This is a genomic window from Streptomyces sp. NPDC058664 (genome assembly GCF_042716635.1).
GTDB lineage: Bacteria > Actinomycetota > Actinomycetes > Streptomycetales > Streptomycetaceae > Streptomyces.
Map to the genome: position 1 here is coordinate 1 of NZ_JBHXRW010000058.1, position 13,786 is coordinate 13,786.

At 68.2% G+C, this 13,786-nt stretch carries 24 protein-coding genes; 17 read left to right on the forward strand and 7 right to left on the reverse strand.

Translation table 11 applies throughout. The annotated features are described in order from the left end of the window. Positions 1 to 150 precede the first annotated feature (150 nt). The 6 genes from ACFWUY_RS32845 to ACFWUY_RS32870 all read left to right on the forward strand — a co-directional run bounded on the left by ACFWUY_RS32845 (position 151) and on the right by ACFWUY_RS32870 (position 2,485). Positions 151 to 318 carry a hypothetical protein gene (locus tag ACFWUY_RS32845; protein ID WP_384118419.1) on the forward strand — a complete coding sequence of 56 codons (168 nt, stop codon included), beginning with the start codon at positions 151 to 153 and terminating at the stop codon, positions 316 to 318. Then, positions 318 to 659, forward strand: a complete 342-nt coding sequence (locus ACFWUY_RS32850; protein WP_384118421.1) for a response regulator transcription factor — start codon at positions 318 to 320, stop codon at positions 657 to 659. The genes ACFWUY_RS32845 and ACFWUY_RS32850 overlap by 1 nt, the downstream gene beginning before the upstream one ends. Continuing rightward, positions 656 to 898, forward strand: a complete 243-nt coding sequence (locus ACFWUY_RS32855) for a hypothetical protein (RefSeq protein ID WP_384118423.1) — start codon at positions 656 to 658, stop codon at positions 896 to 898. Before ACFWUY_RS32850 ends, ACFWUY_RS32855 begins: the two co-directional genes overlap by 4 nt. 33 nt (positions 899 to 931) lie before the next feature. Then, positions 932 to 1,558, forward strand: coding sequence for a hypothetical protein (locus tag ACFWUY_RS32860; RefSeq protein ID WP_384118425.1), 627 nt, complete (start codon positions 932 to 934; stop codon positions 1,556 to 1,558). After that, positions 1,555 to 1,731, forward strand: a complete 177-nt coding sequence (locus ACFWUY_RS32865; protein ID WP_384118427.1) for a hypothetical protein — start codon at positions 1,555 to 1,557, stop codon at positions 1,729 to 1,731. Before ACFWUY_RS32860 ends, ACFWUY_RS32865 begins: the two co-directional genes overlap by 4 nt. A gap of 376 nt (positions 1,732 to 2,107) precedes the next feature. Next, a complete protein-coding gene (locus ACFWUY_RS32870) occupies positions 2,108 to 2,485 on the forward strand; it encodes a hypothetical protein (RefSeq protein WP_384118429.1) in 378 nt (125 codons plus the stop codon). A gap of 48 nt (positions 2,486 to 2,533) precedes the next feature. Here the strand turns inward: ACFWUY_RS32870 and ACFWUY_RS32875 are convergent, their stop codons facing one another. The 3 genes from ACFWUY_RS32875 to ACFWUY_RS32885 form a co-directional block, all read right to left on the reverse strand. Further along, the gene (locus ACFWUY_RS32875; RefSeq protein ID WP_384118431.1) at positions 2,534 to 2,887 is read right to left on the reverse strand and encodes a hypothetical protein; all 354 of its coding nucleotides are present in this window, start codon (positions 2,885 to 2,887) and stop codon (positions 2,534 to 2,536) included. Then, complete coding sequence (locus ACFWUY_RS32880) at positions 2,884 to 3,372, reverse strand: hypothetical protein (protein WP_384118432.1); 489 nt, start codon at positions 3,370 to 3,372, stop codon at positions 2,884 to 2,886. The genes ACFWUY_RS32875 and ACFWUY_RS32880 overlap by 4 nt, the downstream gene beginning before the upstream one ends. Before the next feature lie 204 nt (positions 3,373 to 3,576). After that, a complete protein-coding gene (locus tag ACFWUY_RS32885) occupies positions 3,577 to 3,864 on the reverse strand; it encodes a hypothetical protein (protein WP_384118434.1) in 288 nt (95 codons plus the stop codon). Positions 3,865 to 4,926: 1,062 nt separating this feature from the next. Between ACFWUY_RS32885 and ACFWUY_RS32890 the strand changes: the two genes are divergently transcribed. Beyond that, positions 4,927 to 5,184, forward strand: coding sequence for a hypothetical protein (locus tag ACFWUY_RS32890; protein WP_384118435.1), 258 nt, complete (start codon positions 4,927 to 4,929; stop codon positions 5,182 to 5,184). Positions 5,185 to 5,250: 66 nt separating this feature from the next. Here the strand turns inward: ACFWUY_RS32890 and ACFWUY_RS32895 are convergent, their stop codons facing one another. From ACFWUY_RS32895 to ACFWUY_RS32910, 4 genes are all read right to left on the reverse strand, one after another. After that, the gene (locus ACFWUY_RS32895; protein WP_384118437.1) at positions 5,251 to 6,126 is read right to left on the reverse strand and encodes a DUF6907 domain-containing protein; all 876 of its coding nucleotides are present in this window, start codon (positions 6,124 to 6,126) and stop codon (positions 5,251 to 5,253) included. A 5-nt stretch (positions 6,127 to 6,131) separates the two neighbouring features. Further along, complete coding sequence (locus tag ACFWUY_RS32900; protein WP_384118439.1) at positions 6,132 to 6,545, reverse strand: NUDIX hydrolase; 414 nt, start codon at positions 6,543 to 6,545, stop codon at positions 6,132 to 6,134. Then, positions 6,542 to 7,171, reverse strand: a complete 630-nt coding sequence (locus ACFWUY_RS32905) for an NUDIX domain-containing protein (RefSeq protein ID WP_384118442.1) — start codon at positions 7,169 to 7,171, stop codon at positions 6,542 to 6,544. Before ACFWUY_RS32905 ends, ACFWUY_RS32900 begins: the two co-directional genes overlap by 4 nt. Before the next feature lie 155 nt (positions 7,172 to 7,326). Continuing rightward, positions 7,327 to 7,575 (reverse strand): hypothetical protein, encoded by a 249-nt coding sequence (locus tag ACFWUY_RS32910; RefSeq protein ID WP_384118443.1) that lies wholly within the window; start codon positions 7,573 to 7,575, stop codon positions 7,327 to 7,329. Between the two features lie 190 nt (positions 7,576 to 7,765). Between ACFWUY_RS32910 and ACFWUY_RS32915 the strand changes: the two genes are divergently transcribed. The 10 genes from ACFWUY_RS32915 to ACFWUY_RS32960 all read left to right on the forward strand — a co-directional run bounded on the left by ACFWUY_RS32915 (position 7,766) and on the right by ACFWUY_RS32960 (position 13,590). Continuing rightward, positions 7,766 to 8,086, forward strand: coding sequence for a hypothetical protein (locus ACFWUY_RS32915; protein WP_384118445.1), 321 nt, complete (start codon positions 7,766 to 7,768; stop codon positions 8,084 to 8,086). Next, entirely contained in the window at positions 8,083 to 8,313 is a 231-nt protein-coding gene (locus tag ACFWUY_RS32920; RefSeq protein ID WP_384118448.1) for a hypothetical protein, read from the forward strand. Before ACFWUY_RS32915 ends, ACFWUY_RS32920 begins: the two co-directional genes overlap by 4 nt. Positions 8,314 to 8,421: 108 nt before the next feature. After that, entirely contained in the window at positions 8,422 to 8,655 is a 234-nt protein-coding gene (locus ACFWUY_RS32925; RefSeq protein WP_384118450.1) for a hypothetical protein, read from the forward strand. Then, entirely contained in the window at positions 8,655 to 8,822 is a 168-nt protein-coding gene (locus ACFWUY_RS32930) for a hypothetical protein (RefSeq protein ID WP_384118452.1), read from the forward strand. Before ACFWUY_RS32925 ends, ACFWUY_RS32930 begins: the two co-directional genes overlap by 1 nt. Positions 8,823 to 8,831: 9 nt before the next feature. Further along, positions 8,832 to 9,038: a hypothetical protein gene (locus ACFWUY_RS32935; RefSeq protein ID WP_384118454.1), complete on the forward strand. Its 207-nt coding sequence runs from the start codon at positions 8,832 to 8,834 to the stop codon at positions 9,036 to 9,038. A 23-nt stretch (positions 9,039 to 9,061) separates the two neighbouring features. After that, on the forward strand, positions 9,062 to 9,364 hold the full coding sequence (locus ACFWUY_RS32940; protein WP_384118456.1) for a hypothetical protein: 303 nt from the start codon (positions 9,062 to 9,064) through the stop codon (positions 9,362 to 9,364). Continuing rightward, on the forward strand, positions 9,364 to 9,930 hold the full coding sequence (locus ACFWUY_RS32945) for a DUF6919 domain-containing protein (protein WP_384118458.1): 567 nt from the start codon (positions 9,364 to 9,366) through the stop codon (positions 9,928 to 9,930). The genes ACFWUY_RS32940 and ACFWUY_RS32945 overlap by 1 nt, the downstream gene beginning before the upstream one ends. Before the next feature lie 55 nt (positions 9,931 to 9,985). Beyond that, on the forward strand, positions 9,986 to 10,195 hold the full coding sequence (locus tag ACFWUY_RS32950) for a hypothetical protein (RefSeq protein WP_384118460.1): 210 nt from the start codon (positions 9,986 to 9,988) through the stop codon (positions 10,193 to 10,195). Positions 10,196 to 10,225: 30 nt separating this feature from the next. Next, on the forward strand, positions 10,226 to 11,401 hold the full coding sequence (locus ACFWUY_RS32955) for a hypothetical protein (protein WP_384118462.1): 1,176 nt from the start codon (positions 10,226 to 10,228) through the stop codon (positions 11,399 to 11,401). After that, positions 11,398 to 13,590, forward strand: coding sequence for an FtsK/SpoIIIE domain-containing protein (locus ACFWUY_RS32960; RefSeq protein ID WP_384118464.1), 2,193 nt, complete (start codon positions 11,398 to 11,400; stop codon positions 13,588 to 13,590). Before ACFWUY_RS32955 ends, ACFWUY_RS32960 begins: the two co-directional genes overlap by 4 nt. Positions 13,591 to 13,786: the final 196 nt, after the last annotated feature.

Below are 13,786 nucleotides of genomic sequence, written 5' to 3' on the forward strand. Positions count from 1 at the left end.
AGAGCTGCAGCAGTCGACCGGACGACTGGCCCCACGATCGCTGGCCGTTCGCAGCCCCGTCGCCCGAGCACGGTCAGACCACCGTCTAACCCCAGCCCCCGGGGCGCGTCTGCCAGGCGCGCCCCACCCCAGCCCAGGAAGGAGCCCGACGTGACCGACACCCAGCTGCCGCTCTGGCCCGACGGGTGGGAGGACGAAGCCGACCGGAAGGCCCGCCGTGGCCGCTACGCCCCACGGACTCGGCCGCCCTTCGCTCCCGAGCGGATGACCGTCGCGGGACGGCGGCGGACCGTCGTCGACGTCGTCAGGAGCCTGTGATGAACGGACTCTCCTCGCACCAGCTCGCAATCCTCCGCCTGATAGCCGATGGCTACACCTGCGCCGAGATCGCCACCCGGCTGGTCATCACCCCCAAAGGCGCCACCTCTGCCATAAGGCGATTGCGCGCCAAGCTCGGTGCCCGCTCTGCCGCACATGCCGTGCTGATCGCCTGCCAGGCCGGGATCCTCGACGGCCGGCCGCGACGGCACGGCGACCACGCCGGCTACGAAGCCCACCGGCGCCGCGGCGAGGCCATCTGCGACCTCTGCCGCGAGGGCGAGCGAGCCCACCGGAGAGCCGTAGCGGCATCCGTCCAGCGGAACCAGGAGGCAGCGTGAACCCCAACACGGCCCCGCCAGAGGCTCTGAGCGCCCGCGAGAGCGCCCCGGAAGCAGCGAAGACATGTGGAGTGGTCGGCGGCGAGACGGAGCCTCAGGCGGGCACACAGGGCGTCGGTGAGGTCGAGATCCACTACTGGGACGCCGAGAAGACCGCCGAAGTCGCCCGCCTCCTCGCCCAGCACCCGCCCCAACCCGCCCAGTTCAGCACCAGCACCGTCGGCCAGCCCACCGCCTGACAGTCCCGCCCGCACCGCCGCAAGGAGACCGCCGTGACCGACACCCCCGCCTGCGTCATCTGCAACAGCGACCTCTGGAACGACGAACAGGAACGCACGATCTGCCGACCCTGCGAACAGCGCATCGACAGCAACCTGCGCGCCATTCCCGGCCCCCGCGGTCTCTACGCCCGCCTCTGCCTCCGCACCACCCCCGGCAAAGGCAACAGCGGCCCCAACGTCTCCGGCACCCGCAGCTCCAGCATGCCGCCCAACGAGCACGTCCTGAACCTCACCGTAAACGGCGGGATCGTCTCCGACCTCGAGGAATGGGTAGCCGACTGGGCCAGTCACGGCCTCGCCCAGACCAGCACCGGCGGCCGACTCCAGTACCGCGTTGACCAAGCCGTCAAAACGCTCCGGCTCAACCTCCCCCAGGCCGCGCTTCGACACCCGGCCCTCGAGGACTTCAACCGCGAGATCCACAAGGTCATCCGAACCTGCAAGCGCATCATCGACAACGAGAAGCCGCTCATACAGCTCCACGCCCAATGCCCCTGCGGCGCCATCATCCCCTTCACCCTCGCCACCCCCGGCGAGACCTGCCGCGGATGCGAGACCGCCTACAGCCATGGCGACATCCTCCGCCTGGACCTCGCCAACAGGCAGACTGCGGCATGACCATCCCCATCATCGGAATGATCGTCGCCGTCGTGGCCCTCGGCTACGTCCTCTGGAGCGGCCGCCGCGCCCGCGCCATGCTGCGAGAAGCCCAGGCCCTCCGAGCGCAGGCCCAAGACCTCTACAGCCAGGGCCAGCAGTACCAGCGACGCCCCAGGCCTACCCGCCGCTAGGCAGCCGCCGGGCCAGGTCCGCCGCGAGATGGCCGGCCGCAGCGCCCCTGGACGACAAATCCAACCGCTCCAACAGTTTCAGGAAGCCCACCGTCTGCCGGGCCTCCAAAGCCGTGATTAACGGCAGACACGGCTCATCGGGGCAGTCATCGGTTACAGGCTTGAAAGAATCCATGACAAGAAAACCCCGGCGGAAGCCGACAGGACACGGTGAAGCCCGTAGCCCTTTCGGGTGACGGGCGGTCTGCCGCACCGGCTCGACCAGTCCCGCGGCACGTAGTCCGGGATCTCCTCCGGCCAGATCCACGCGCCCCGAATGGACGACCCTTCGCGGCGCCTCCCGCCGTAGTCGCCCCACCGGCGCTACCCCAGACCCATGACCGACCTCACCCAAGCCCTCGAAGCCCGTTTCGGCCCCACCACCAACTGGCCCATCAAGATCCAAGTCGCGCGCGCCCAGCTCGACACCATGCGACAGTTCATGGGCGACGACTACCCGCACTTCCTCAGCCTCGCCCGCAAAGCTATCGAAGAGCACCAAAAGGCGACGAATCGCATCGTCCATGTCACCTTCGACCGCCGCCGGCACCTCGGCCTCCTCCTCTACCCGGCAGGCTCCCTCAGTCAAACCGACACCCTCAAAATCGGCTGGGCCCTCAACTACTCACTCGAGATCCTACTCAACGACACGGAATACGAAGCCCTCATCAAAGCCGCCACCGAAGCCGCCAAACCCGATGCCAGCACCCAGTGAGACGACGAAGCCCGCCACCCCTGTCGGAGTGGCGGGCTCGCTCGTCGTTTACTCGGTCCGCTTGGGGTGCTTGGTCGCGGCGTGCAAGAGCCACACAGTCTTGCGCTCCTCCTCGACCACGTACCAGATGCGACCACCGCTCGTGACCTCGATCTGCCACCGATCGCGGTCCTTGCCGTTGAAGAACGCCGTCGCCAAATCGAACTTCAGCTGGTGATGACGCGCGGTCTGCACCGCAGGTGCCGGATCGGTCCGCATCATGAACCAGGCCTCGGCGGTGTTGCCGGGGGCTTCGGCGCAGAGGGCCTGCCACCCCACTCCGGCATCCCTGGCCCCAAAGCGGATCTTGTACTCGCCCGGCTTGGGCGGCGGGACGACGAAGTCCCCCCTCTTATTGCTCAATCTGTAGGTACCTCCGGAGGCTCGACTTCCCCGAAGTCGCCCGCCTCTGGACTGGTCAGCTTGTTGTAAAGCCCCTGGTCCGCGTACACCTCGGCGGTCGACTTCCATGCCGCGATAAGCGGCACGATCGGCCCAACGCTACCGAGATCCGAAGCGGCCCGTGCCGTCTCCATGAACTCCACGAGGAACTGCTGCACAGCCTTCTGCGGGAGGAAGCGGACCCACGGGAACGCCTCAGGGAACACGGCAGTCAGCATGGTCACCGCCTCCGGGCTGCTCTTCATGAGTGCCACGAAGAGTCGGGTGGTCGAGTCGACGACCTCTGTGACCTGCTCGGCGCGCGCGGCGGTCGTCAGGTAGAGGTCTTCGCCGTCGCGACGGTGCAGCGTCAGTCCCTTGCGGGTGGTGCCCTGCAGTCGCGCGACGGTGTCCTTGGGCTTCTGGATGAGCTCGGAGAAGTTCGCTTCTGCTGGCATCGCGGTCATGACTTCAAAAGTAGTTCAAAAGTCGATGCGTGTCCACACGTCTCAGTGAGTATCAACGAGTTTCACCAGGTCACAAAGGGTGACATTGATGCTGGCGTGGACACTGTGTCCACAGAAGCACAAAGGATCAAGCCGCTGTAGCCCCATCGGCAGGCACGCCGAAGCCCGCCACCCTGAAGGTGGCGGGCTTGTTCGCGAGCCCGGCTAGACCGAGGCCTCCTCGACCACCAGCCCGGCCGGCAGCGGCGCCGGCGGCACCCCCAGCACCCGGCCCAGCAGAAGGCGAGCGACTGCGTCACGCTCAGCGGCGGGCCGGCCCTGCGGCAGATGCAGACTCACCCCTGCCGACGACACGTGCACCGCACCGAAGAAATCCTCGTCGGCAATCGAAGACTCCACCAGCTGGACTCTTGCCGCGGCGAGCAGGCCGTCCAGCGGCAGAGAGAACAAGTCCTCAGAACTGATCACACAAGGCTCGGCTACGCTCAACACGGAGCCTCCATTCTGGCGAGTAGGGGTTACCGGGGCAGCGAGCAGCAACTCGCAGTCGAGACGACCGGGCGGCAGCAACCGCCCGGTCGTTCGCGTTTCACGACCATAGAGGTGGGTTGGAACCGGCCATCGAAAACCGGCGCCCGGCCGGGCGACACTGGATTTACCCACCCCCACGGCGTGGGTAAATTAGTGAATAGCTTCCAGGTCAGTGACCTGCGCGACCTCCCATCGGCAGCCGTAGCCGTCGGTGGGATGGAGGGAAAAGGTCCAGGCCAGAGGCGACCGAAAAGAAGCGCCCTTCGCGCCGCTCCTTGACCGCAGGATGACCCTAGGGCGATCGGTGAACCAGCCGCGCCAACGCCGTCGAGATCCGGCACCGCCCCTCCCCGTCGTCTTCCGAACGAAGAAACGGCGCCCTCGAACCAGCCGCAGATCGCTGGCCAGCACGCCCTCACCGACCAGCCCGGGGGAGAGGGCGAGACGGCCCCGGTCGGGGACGACCGGAAAACGGTGGTCACACATGGGGTCTCCCTCCTCAGAGCAGTGCACGAGTAGCCGGCCCGAGCTCTTTGGTCGACGACGACCAGCCTCCCGCCGTGCTGCGGCGAACACCAGGACCAGCTTTTTCCTGTAGAGCGGCTTCCGGTATATCGAGCGGGTATCCGGCGGCGATGAGCCAACTCTGCACCCACCACCGCACCCCGCCCTCCGAATCCAGAACAAGCCTCAACAGGCCCTCCACCAGCGCAGATCGCTAAATTGACCGACCCGGTAGGATCTGTCGCGCGAAGACGTAGGGGAGCGCAACCGACCCCAGGCCAAAGGTCAGGACGGCCAGAAGACGCCCCTAGGCCGACATGAACAGCCTGCCCCGTTAGGTCGTCACTTTTCTACGCCCAGTTTTTAGTAATAAAACGAGTGTCAATAAAAGCCGCCGACGACGATGGACCCCACGGCGAACGAGCCCGCCACCCGATCGGGTGGCGGGCTCGTTCGCCGTTCACCACAGCCCCGGCCCCATGCCAGGATCGCCGCACATCCACCAGCAAGGGGGGCGCCATGCGCTTGACCGCGGCAGTACGCCAGCAGCTGCTCGACCAGAACGAAGGCTTCAAGAAGACCATCCCCACCAGGCAGAAGAACTTCACGCAGGACACGACGTACCGGATCGCCGGAGGGCAACTGTTCATCAGCTCCAGCGGCAAGACCTCATGGGCGGACAGTCGCTTCTCCAACCCTGAGGCCCTCGCCACCGACGAGCAGACGCACCGGTTCCTGTACGCGTACAAGCACCTGCTCAACACCGACGGACTGTAGGCACCCACAGGCCGACACACGACGAAGCCCGCCACCAGGAGGCGGCGGGCTCGGGGGTGGGTGGATTTAGGCGGCGCGGCGGCTGTGGTTGACCCGCTCCAGCCGGTCCTGGAGCTCCCGGAGTGCAGCGCACTGGGCTTCCAGCTGGTCGACGAAGGCGGCCAGCCCTTCAGCGTCCAGCTCGACGACCTCGTTCGGCGCCAGTTCGACGTTCACGTGGGGCTGTCTGGCCGCTGGGTCAAGCGAGTACGGGTGCATCTGCAGGTGTGCTCCCAGCACGGTCCTGGGCCATCGCCTGTTCCTCCTTCGGCGCTCGACGACCTCCACCGGGATGCCCTCGACAGTGATTGCCTGCAGCTCGGTAGCCACGTCGCGCTCAGTGGGCCGCTCCGCACTCGGCGCAAGCTGGCGGGGCGGCGCTTCGCCGGGCCGCGAGCGGTAGTACCTGCCGCCTTTGCCTCTCTGATGCACCAAGCCGCGATCGGCAAGAATCTGCAGCACCGCACCACACGTTGCGACCGACAAGCCGAACCGGCGGTGAAGGTCCTTCGTGGTGGGCATGGGGTTGCCAGGCTGGACAGCCCCTGCTTCAAGTTCGGCGCTCAGGATTCGAGCCGCCTGTTGGGAGTACGGCTCGACAAGGATCCTGGACCAGTCGAGCTCAGGCGAGATCGCCGTTCGCTTCGAGCCCCAACTGCCTGGTGCCTTGTCTTTGTTGTGCAAGGGCGCTTCGCTCAGGATGGCTGCCGTCTCAGCCTTGTCTGCAGCTTCGCGGGTGGGGTACCACTCGATAGCCTTGCGTGCCACCTCGGGCCACCAGGTAGACGACGTTGCCGAATACCTGTGGCCCGTCCAGCGCTGCTCTAGGTTCTTGGTGATCCCGATGTAGAGCAGGCGGTCATGAGCGTCGAAGAGCCGGTAGAGCGCGGTCGGTTCGGTCATGCGATCTACTCCTCGTTGGCCAGCATCTCGTCGAGGTACTCCTGCACCGGGCCGAACAGCCCCCACGGCACGTAGTCGGGGATCTCATCCAGCCGGATCCACGCGACCTCGGCCAGCTCCTCCTCGTCCGCGACCCGGGCCTCGCCACCGACGACCTCGCACGCGACGTAGGACATGTGCCGGCCGGTCTGCGGGTGGACGCGCTCGCCGAGGGAACGGACCGCCTTCACCTCCAGATCGACCTCCTCCGCCGTCTCCCGGACCGCGGCCTGCTCGGGCGACTCGCCGGCCTCGATGCCGCCGCCCGGGAACGCCCACAGGAGCTTCCCTTCCCGCTCCCGCCGCCTGATCATCAAGACACGGTCCCCGCTCGTGATGATCGCGGTGGAAATGCCCTGCTCAGTCGTTGTCTCGGTCACGCCAGTGCCTCCAAGATCGGCGGGTAGATCTGCTGTTCAGGGATGAAGCGGGTCAGGTCGCGGCGAGGAATCCAGGCGACCTCGATGTTCTCCTCGACGTCCAAGTTCTCGGCGTCGCCCATCAGATAGTCGGCCAAGTGGTACTCGATCAGCACCCCGGTTTTGGGGTGCACACGCTCGCCGAGGCGCTGGCGCACGGCGCACCGGACGCCGGTCTCGGCGCGCGTCTCCTCGACCGCCACCACAGCGCCGGTGCGACCCGGCTTCACGGTGCCGGCCGGGAACTGCCACGACAGACTGTCGTCGCCCCGCCTGCAGACGAGCAGGACATCGGAATCGCGGGTGACTACCGCGACCGCCACACGGAACGCCTGCGCCCGGTGAACATCGGCCCCGCCGCGAGCCAGCAGATGGAACCGCTGGCGAGCGTCGGGGCTTGCCTTCTTGTACGCGGCGTCCAACAACTTCTGAACGTCCGTCCGCGGGCGGCCATCCCGGCTGCTGTGCCACTTGCCTACTGTGCGAACTGAGACCTCCACGAACTCGGCGAAGTCCTCCTGGGTCATGCGGAGCGCCTCTTGCAAGAGGCATGCTCGCCGCCCGTCCCATGCATCGATCACGTCCACTGTCCGGCCTCGGGTAGGTCGTTGGCGGGGATGTGCTGACAACGTGCAGACCCATTGCCGACTACGTGCCGACCTGGGCGTATGTGCGCTAGAGACTGCGGGTGCTGTTCATGGTTCGGTAAGCCGCTGGCGGCTGTACTCGAAGGCATGAACGCCTACCCCTTGGGATCCTCGCCGCCGGCAGCCCGTTCTGCTGCCACCCGATCCGCGATCTTGCGGGCCCATTCCCGGCTGTACGGGCTGTGCTCTGCGATCGAGGTCAGAGGGACGCCCGCCGCCCGAGCATCAGTCACCAGATCATCCAGCGTCTTGCGAGCCCGCTCGTATGCGGCCGTCGCTCGGTCCAGTTGGCGCAACCAGGGCTGCCGATCCTTCTCGTCGAGTCTCACGGGCGTAGCAGTCATGTCCGGAATCGTCTCACGACGGACTGCCAACTGAATAGCCGCGCCACGGAAATCAGATCCGCCAAGTTTGTTGCACTCGGGGCTCGCGCCGTGCATCATGGAGGTGCCAAGAAAGTTGGCAGCCCCGCCCGGTGCGACAACACCAAACGGGGCCTAGGCCGGACCCCCTTCACTACAAGGGAGTACAACCGTGAGCACCACTGTACCCACTCGCACCTGCGAGAACAGCCCCCCCACCCCCCTCACCGTCGACCGCCTGCTCTCGGCCCCGCTGCCGGAGCTGCTGGCGGAGTCCGGTGCCGAGATCATCGACTCGTCGATCCGTGACGCTGGCTTCTTCGGCGCGGCGGTCCAGAACCGCGACGGTCGGATCAGCCTCCACCTGCCGGCCGGTCGTAGCGACCGCGAGCGGGACACGATGGCCCGCGCCCTCGTCGGCCGGCTCTTCGGCACCGACCTGAAGCCGCTTCCCGCCTCGCTCGAGGTCCGCACCTACGGCGGCGAGAAGTGAGCGCCCCCGTAGTCGAGGCCGCCACGGTCGTCCCGCAGCGTCGCCTGATCGCTGCCGGTAAGAAGTTCGGCGCCGGCCGTATCGCCTGGTCGTACCCGATGTCGCAGGCCGACATCGACGCCCACGCCGCGGCTTCCTTCGTCAGCCCGTCCGCGCTGACGGACGAGGAGCGTAAGGAGCTCTCGGACAAGGTCCGCGAGGTCAACAAGCGCTCCGGCCGCAAGTAGCCGTCGAGCGTCACCCCTCTACTGCCGGGGCCGGCAGTCCAACCCCCTGCTGTCGGCCCCGGCGCCCAGCCTCCCCTTTCCCGCACCTCTGCCACGAGGAGATTCGCCATGTCCAAGCTCGCCCTGATCCCGTCCGATGGCCCGTCCGAGCAGCAGCTCGCCGAGATCGAGGCCGGTGTCCGCGCCGGTGTCGTCACCGACTTCCTGACCGCCCAGAGCAAGGGCGACAGCCTCGGTCAGCTGGCCGCCGAGTACCTGGCCGAGCAGATCGACGCGTCCACCCCGGACGGGCCGCGGCTCGCCGACGAGCTCGACGCCCTCCGCTACTCCGCCGCCGCCTGATGGTCACCCGCGACCAAGCCCTCGCCGCCGCCCAGCGGATCCTCGCCGCGACCGTCGCCGACAAGGCGGACGCCGACCGGCAGGGCGGGGACCCGGTCCGCGACGACGCCTACGACGCGGCCGTCGACCTGGAACGCCTCGTCCGCGACACCCCCGACCACCGCTAGGAGCTCGCTGTGCGTCTCGTCCGCCTCGCCATCTCCGTCTTCACCGTCCTCGGCCTGTCCCTGATCGGTCTGCACTTGGCCCCGGTACTCGCTCAGGCCGCCGACATCACCGACCTCCAGGCCGGGCTCATCGCCGGCGTCGTCATCACCTGGGCCACGTTCCGGGTCGTCGCGATGCTCCCCGACACCCAGCTCGCCCCCACCCAGCAGGACTGACCATCCCGAAAGGAGCCCCAACCATGGGCTGGAGCATCTCGCACGGTGGCACCCGCCACGGCTACTCGTACAACGACGTGGCCGAACTGCTCGACCTCATCAAGAAGCAGGCGAACTGGCGTCAGCGCCTCAAGCTCAGGCTCATCATCGACCGCCGGTCGGGTGACCCGTTCAGCGTCCCTCCGGTCGAGGCCAAGGCCGTCGGCGACATCTTCCTCAAGGCCGCCGAACACCTTCCTGCCGAGCGGCGCGACATGGCCCTCCAGATCGGCCACTCCGCCCTTCGCGCCGCCAGCAGCGGCAACGAGCCCTGGGTGTGGTCCTGATGGGCAGCGTGTGGCGTGACGCCCGCAGCATCGCCGACCTTGGCCGGAGCATGGCTGGCTGGTTGCAGGGTCAGGTCCCGTCCTGGCCCGGGTACCTGGCCGACGAGTTCGGCGTGGAGGAGACGGATGGCGCCCGGCACCTGGTGCCGACCCTGACCGCCCTGAACAAGGCCGGGTTCGTCACCGCCTGCTCCCAGCCCGGATCCGACGAGGTCGTCGATGGCGTCCGCTGGAACCAGCGCGCCTGGGTCGAGGGTGTCGTCCACGACCGCAGCCCGCTCCTCGGCCAGCTCCTCAAGCTGCAGGACCAGGGGTTCACGGTGGTCCGCGGCTGGCCGAAGCGGCAGATCGTCCTCACCGAGGTCGACGGCAGCCTGTTCACGGCGATCGGCGGCTGGAAGATGCGCCGCGACGACATCCACTCCACCTGGCGGGGCGTCGGTCGGCAGGCCCTCCGCGAAGTACGGCAGCACGGCGCCGTCCTCCACATCATCGACCCCGCCTGGGGACGCGACGACCGTCTCTGGCCCGCGCTGGACGGCATCACCGCCTCCACCGCCCGGTAACCCGAACCCGCATCCGGTCCCGCCGAACCCTGGACCGTCCCGAAGGAGAACTCTCATGCTGCGCCGCCCCGCCGTCCTCTGGGCCTCCCTCCTCGTCGTCTTCCTCATCGCCGTTGGCATGTGGCCCGCCGCCCTCGCGCCCGTCACCCTCGCCGCCTCCGGCCTCGCCGCGGTCCTCAGCGTCATTCCCGGCCCCGTCTACCTCCTCGCCGGCGTCATCGCCTGGCTCAAGTACCGGCCCCAGCCCAAGCCCGTCACCGCCTGACCCTCTGACACCTGGAAGGAGCTGAACACCATGAGCAGCTGGTCCGAAGAGCGCCGCCAGAACAACGCGGCCGACCGTGCTGAAGCCCGTAAGGACGCAGACGCGGCCCTCGACCGGCGACTGAAGGCCGAAGAGGCCGCCCGGAAGCAGCGCCGCGAAGCCAGCGCAGCCGCCGAGGCTGACAAGCGGCGCAAGAAGCGGGAACGCAAGGCTGCGTGGCAGCAGCGAGCCGAATGGATCGCGGCCAACACCGACCTGGCTGCCGCGCTCGCCGTCATGGTCGCGGGCATGATTCCCGCCTTCTACTTCCAGCTCGACGCCCTCACGGGCGCCGGAGTCTTCGCCGGCCTCGCCGCTCTGCTGGCGTTCATGCTGGAGGCCGGCGCCTGGGCCGCCACATCTGGTGAAGTCAAGGCACTCAAGACCGGCCGAGCCGTCTGGCCCTACCGCACCGCGGTCTGGACGTTCACGGCAGCCGCAGCATCGATCAACTTCGCCCACGGTCTGGAGACGGCCTGGTGGCTCGGCCTCATCCTGGCCGCCTCGTCGATTGTGCCTGTCACCCTCTTCCACATGGTCATGGCCGGCCGCCACAAGGCCAAGCCGAAGGACCCGAAGGCGAAGGCCCGTGCCCGCCACGAGAAGCAGCGGGCCAAGGAGTTCAAGGACGTGTCGAAGCGGCAGAAGCGGATCCTCCTCGCAGCCCCGTTCGACAGCCTCAAGCCCGAACAAGCGTGGGTGCAGGCGTGGTGGGACACCAAGGGCGCGCCCGTCGGTGTCACCGCTGACGTGATCGCCGACCGGCTCGACGCCGAGGCGGATGTGGCCTTCGTCCTCGACCAGGCCGAGCAGACCCCAGAGCGTCTGGCCGTCGAGCATCTGCTCGCCGACATCTTCGGCTACGGCGGCGACGGCGGGCTGGGAGGAGCCTCTGCCAGCACCCCCGAAGGCGGCCCGCGCGGGGGCGCCCCCAAGGCCCGTACAACCCTTGGGGGTAAAGGGAAGGGGCCTGTTTCAGGAACGGCCGCTGGGGCCCCCGTTAAGCCTCTCAACGAGGACGACCTGAAGGCCGTCCGGAAGCTTGCTGAAGCCCTTGGCGGAACGGGCCGGCTTTCGGCCCGGAACGTTCGCGAGGCCATCGGTTGCCGCAACGAGTACGCCGTCCGACTCCGCGACGCGGTCCGCTCCGAGGGAGGCACCAAGTGACGATCGAGACCCTGCCCGGCAGCACTCCCGACCCCGACTGGGACCGGCTGATCGCCAACTACGCGGCCACCTACAAGGAGCCCGCCCCGGCCGACCCGATGGCGGACCTCCCGCTCGTCCCCGACTGGACGCGCAGCAGCAGCGGCTGGAAGCACCGCGGCAGCGCCGCCCGCCTGAACTCCACCCGCGCGTTCCGCCGCTGGATCCGCCGGCAGACCACCGAACACGGTCACGCCTCCCAGATCAACCGGGGCCTGCGCCGCACATTTACCTGGATCCAGGGCGTCGAGGGAACCCAGGTCGCGGTCGCCAAGCACGAAGCCAACCGCGTCCACCAGGCCTACAAGGCCGCCAAGTGGGCCCACGGTAAGCGCCTCATCCCCGGCAAGGAGAAGGACAAGCGCCAGGCCGACATGGACAAGACCTCGACCGCAGCCGTCTCGGCGATGGCCGGCTACAAGAAGGCCCGCAAGGAGGCCCGCACCAAGAGGGCCCTCCGCGGAGCTGTCGCCCTCGCCCCGATCGCGGCAGCCGAAACTGCCGGGCTGTACCTGATGGGCTCGCCCGGCGGGATCCTCGCCACCGGCTCCGCCCTCGTCGCCTTCGCCCTCATGGGCCGTCGTACCGACGATGGGCAGGTCTACAACGACCGCACCGCCAAGATCGGCGACGGCGACCGCATGACCGACGACATGATCGACCGGGCCTTCCGCGACGCCGGGATCATCAAGGCCGACCAGGCCGTCATTTTCCGCAGCCCCGTCATCCAGGACGGCAAGGCCTGGCTCGTCCACATCGAAGTCACTGGCAGCGTCACCGTCGACGACGTCCGCAAGAAGACCAAGCAGCTCGCCTCCGCGCTCGGCATCCCCCGCCACCAGATGGACATCCGCGACGAAGGCCGCGAGGACCACCTCAGCCTGTGGGTCAGCATGAGCGACCCCTTCGGCCGGGCCGTCCCTAACCCGCTCATCGGCACCAGCGACAAGGTCAACGCCTGGCGCGACGGCCTGCCGCTCGGCTTCGACAAGCGCGGCTCGATCATCCTCGCCACCATCTCCGACTACAGCCTGCTCGTCGCCGGCACCACCCGCTCCGGCAAGGGCATGGCCATCGCCAACATCCTCGTCGGCGCCATGCTCGACCCCCGCATCCGCGTCCGCCTCTTCGACGGCAAGGGCACCGGCGAGTACGTCGGCATCGCCCAGTCCCTCGACACATTCGTCCGCCGCAACCCCGAACGGCTCCTGCAGTTCCTCAAGGTCCTCGCCGCCGAACTGGAGCGCCGCACCGAGATCCTCGTCGACCTCGGCGTCTCCAAGGCCACCGAGGAGCTCCTGGAGGAGCTTGGCGGGATCGAGCTCGTCATCGTCGACGAACTCGCCACCTACACCGTCAAGGGCGGCCTCAACGGCCAGTACGCCGAAGAGATCGTCGAACTCCTCGCGCAGATCGCCGCCGTTGGTGCCGCGGTCGGTATCGTCCTCGTCCTCGCCACCCAGACGCCGAAGGTCGACGTCGTACCGTCCCGGCTCCGCGGCAACTGCGCCGGCCGCTGGGCCATGCGCGTCGAGTCCGCCGCCGCCTCCAACACCATCCTCGGCGACGGTGCGGCAGGCGACGGGTACGACTCCAGCGAGATCCAGAACAGCAAGTCCACCCGAGGACGCGGCTGGCTCACCACTCCCGACACCGGCTACATCGAAGCCCGCAGCCTGTTCGTCGACGTCGAGAACGGCGACCTCCGCAAGGCCGCCAAGGCCGGCCTCGAACTGAGGCAGGCCGTCAGCAGGACCCCCGGCCACTGCGCCGACCCGATCGAGGACCAGCTGGCCAAGGAGACCGGCATCTCCATGGCCGCCGGCGGACCCACCGGCAAGGGCACCGCTGTCCAGGCCGAGAGCGAGCCCGACCTGCTCGACCACCTGATCAAGGCCGCGACCGCCACCGGCGAAGGCGACCTGTCCCGCGCCGAAGCGTTCGCCTACCTCGCAGGCGTGGACCCCGAGTTCGTCAGGGGTGACGAGGAGGGGGACACCGCTTACGCCACCCGGGCCGGAACGCTCGTCAAGACCCGCCTCGATGCGCTCGGTGTGGAGGTGCCCGTGGCGAACGTGCAGCGCGGCACCAAGCGGGGCCGTGGATGGCGCCTCAGCGACCTGAACACCGCTCGCGCCGACGCCCAGTAGATCCCGGTATGACGGGTGCGCAGAGGGTGCGCACGCCTGTGTATCCGCAGGTCACAGGCTGCGCACCGGGTGCGCGTCACCTTCGGAGGCTGCGCAGCCCCGCGCAGCCTCCACGCCCAGTACGCACCCGGCGAGCACCTATCAATCCAGGACAAAGCACCCCAAGGAGCAGGCCACGGACACCCTCCAGACCGCC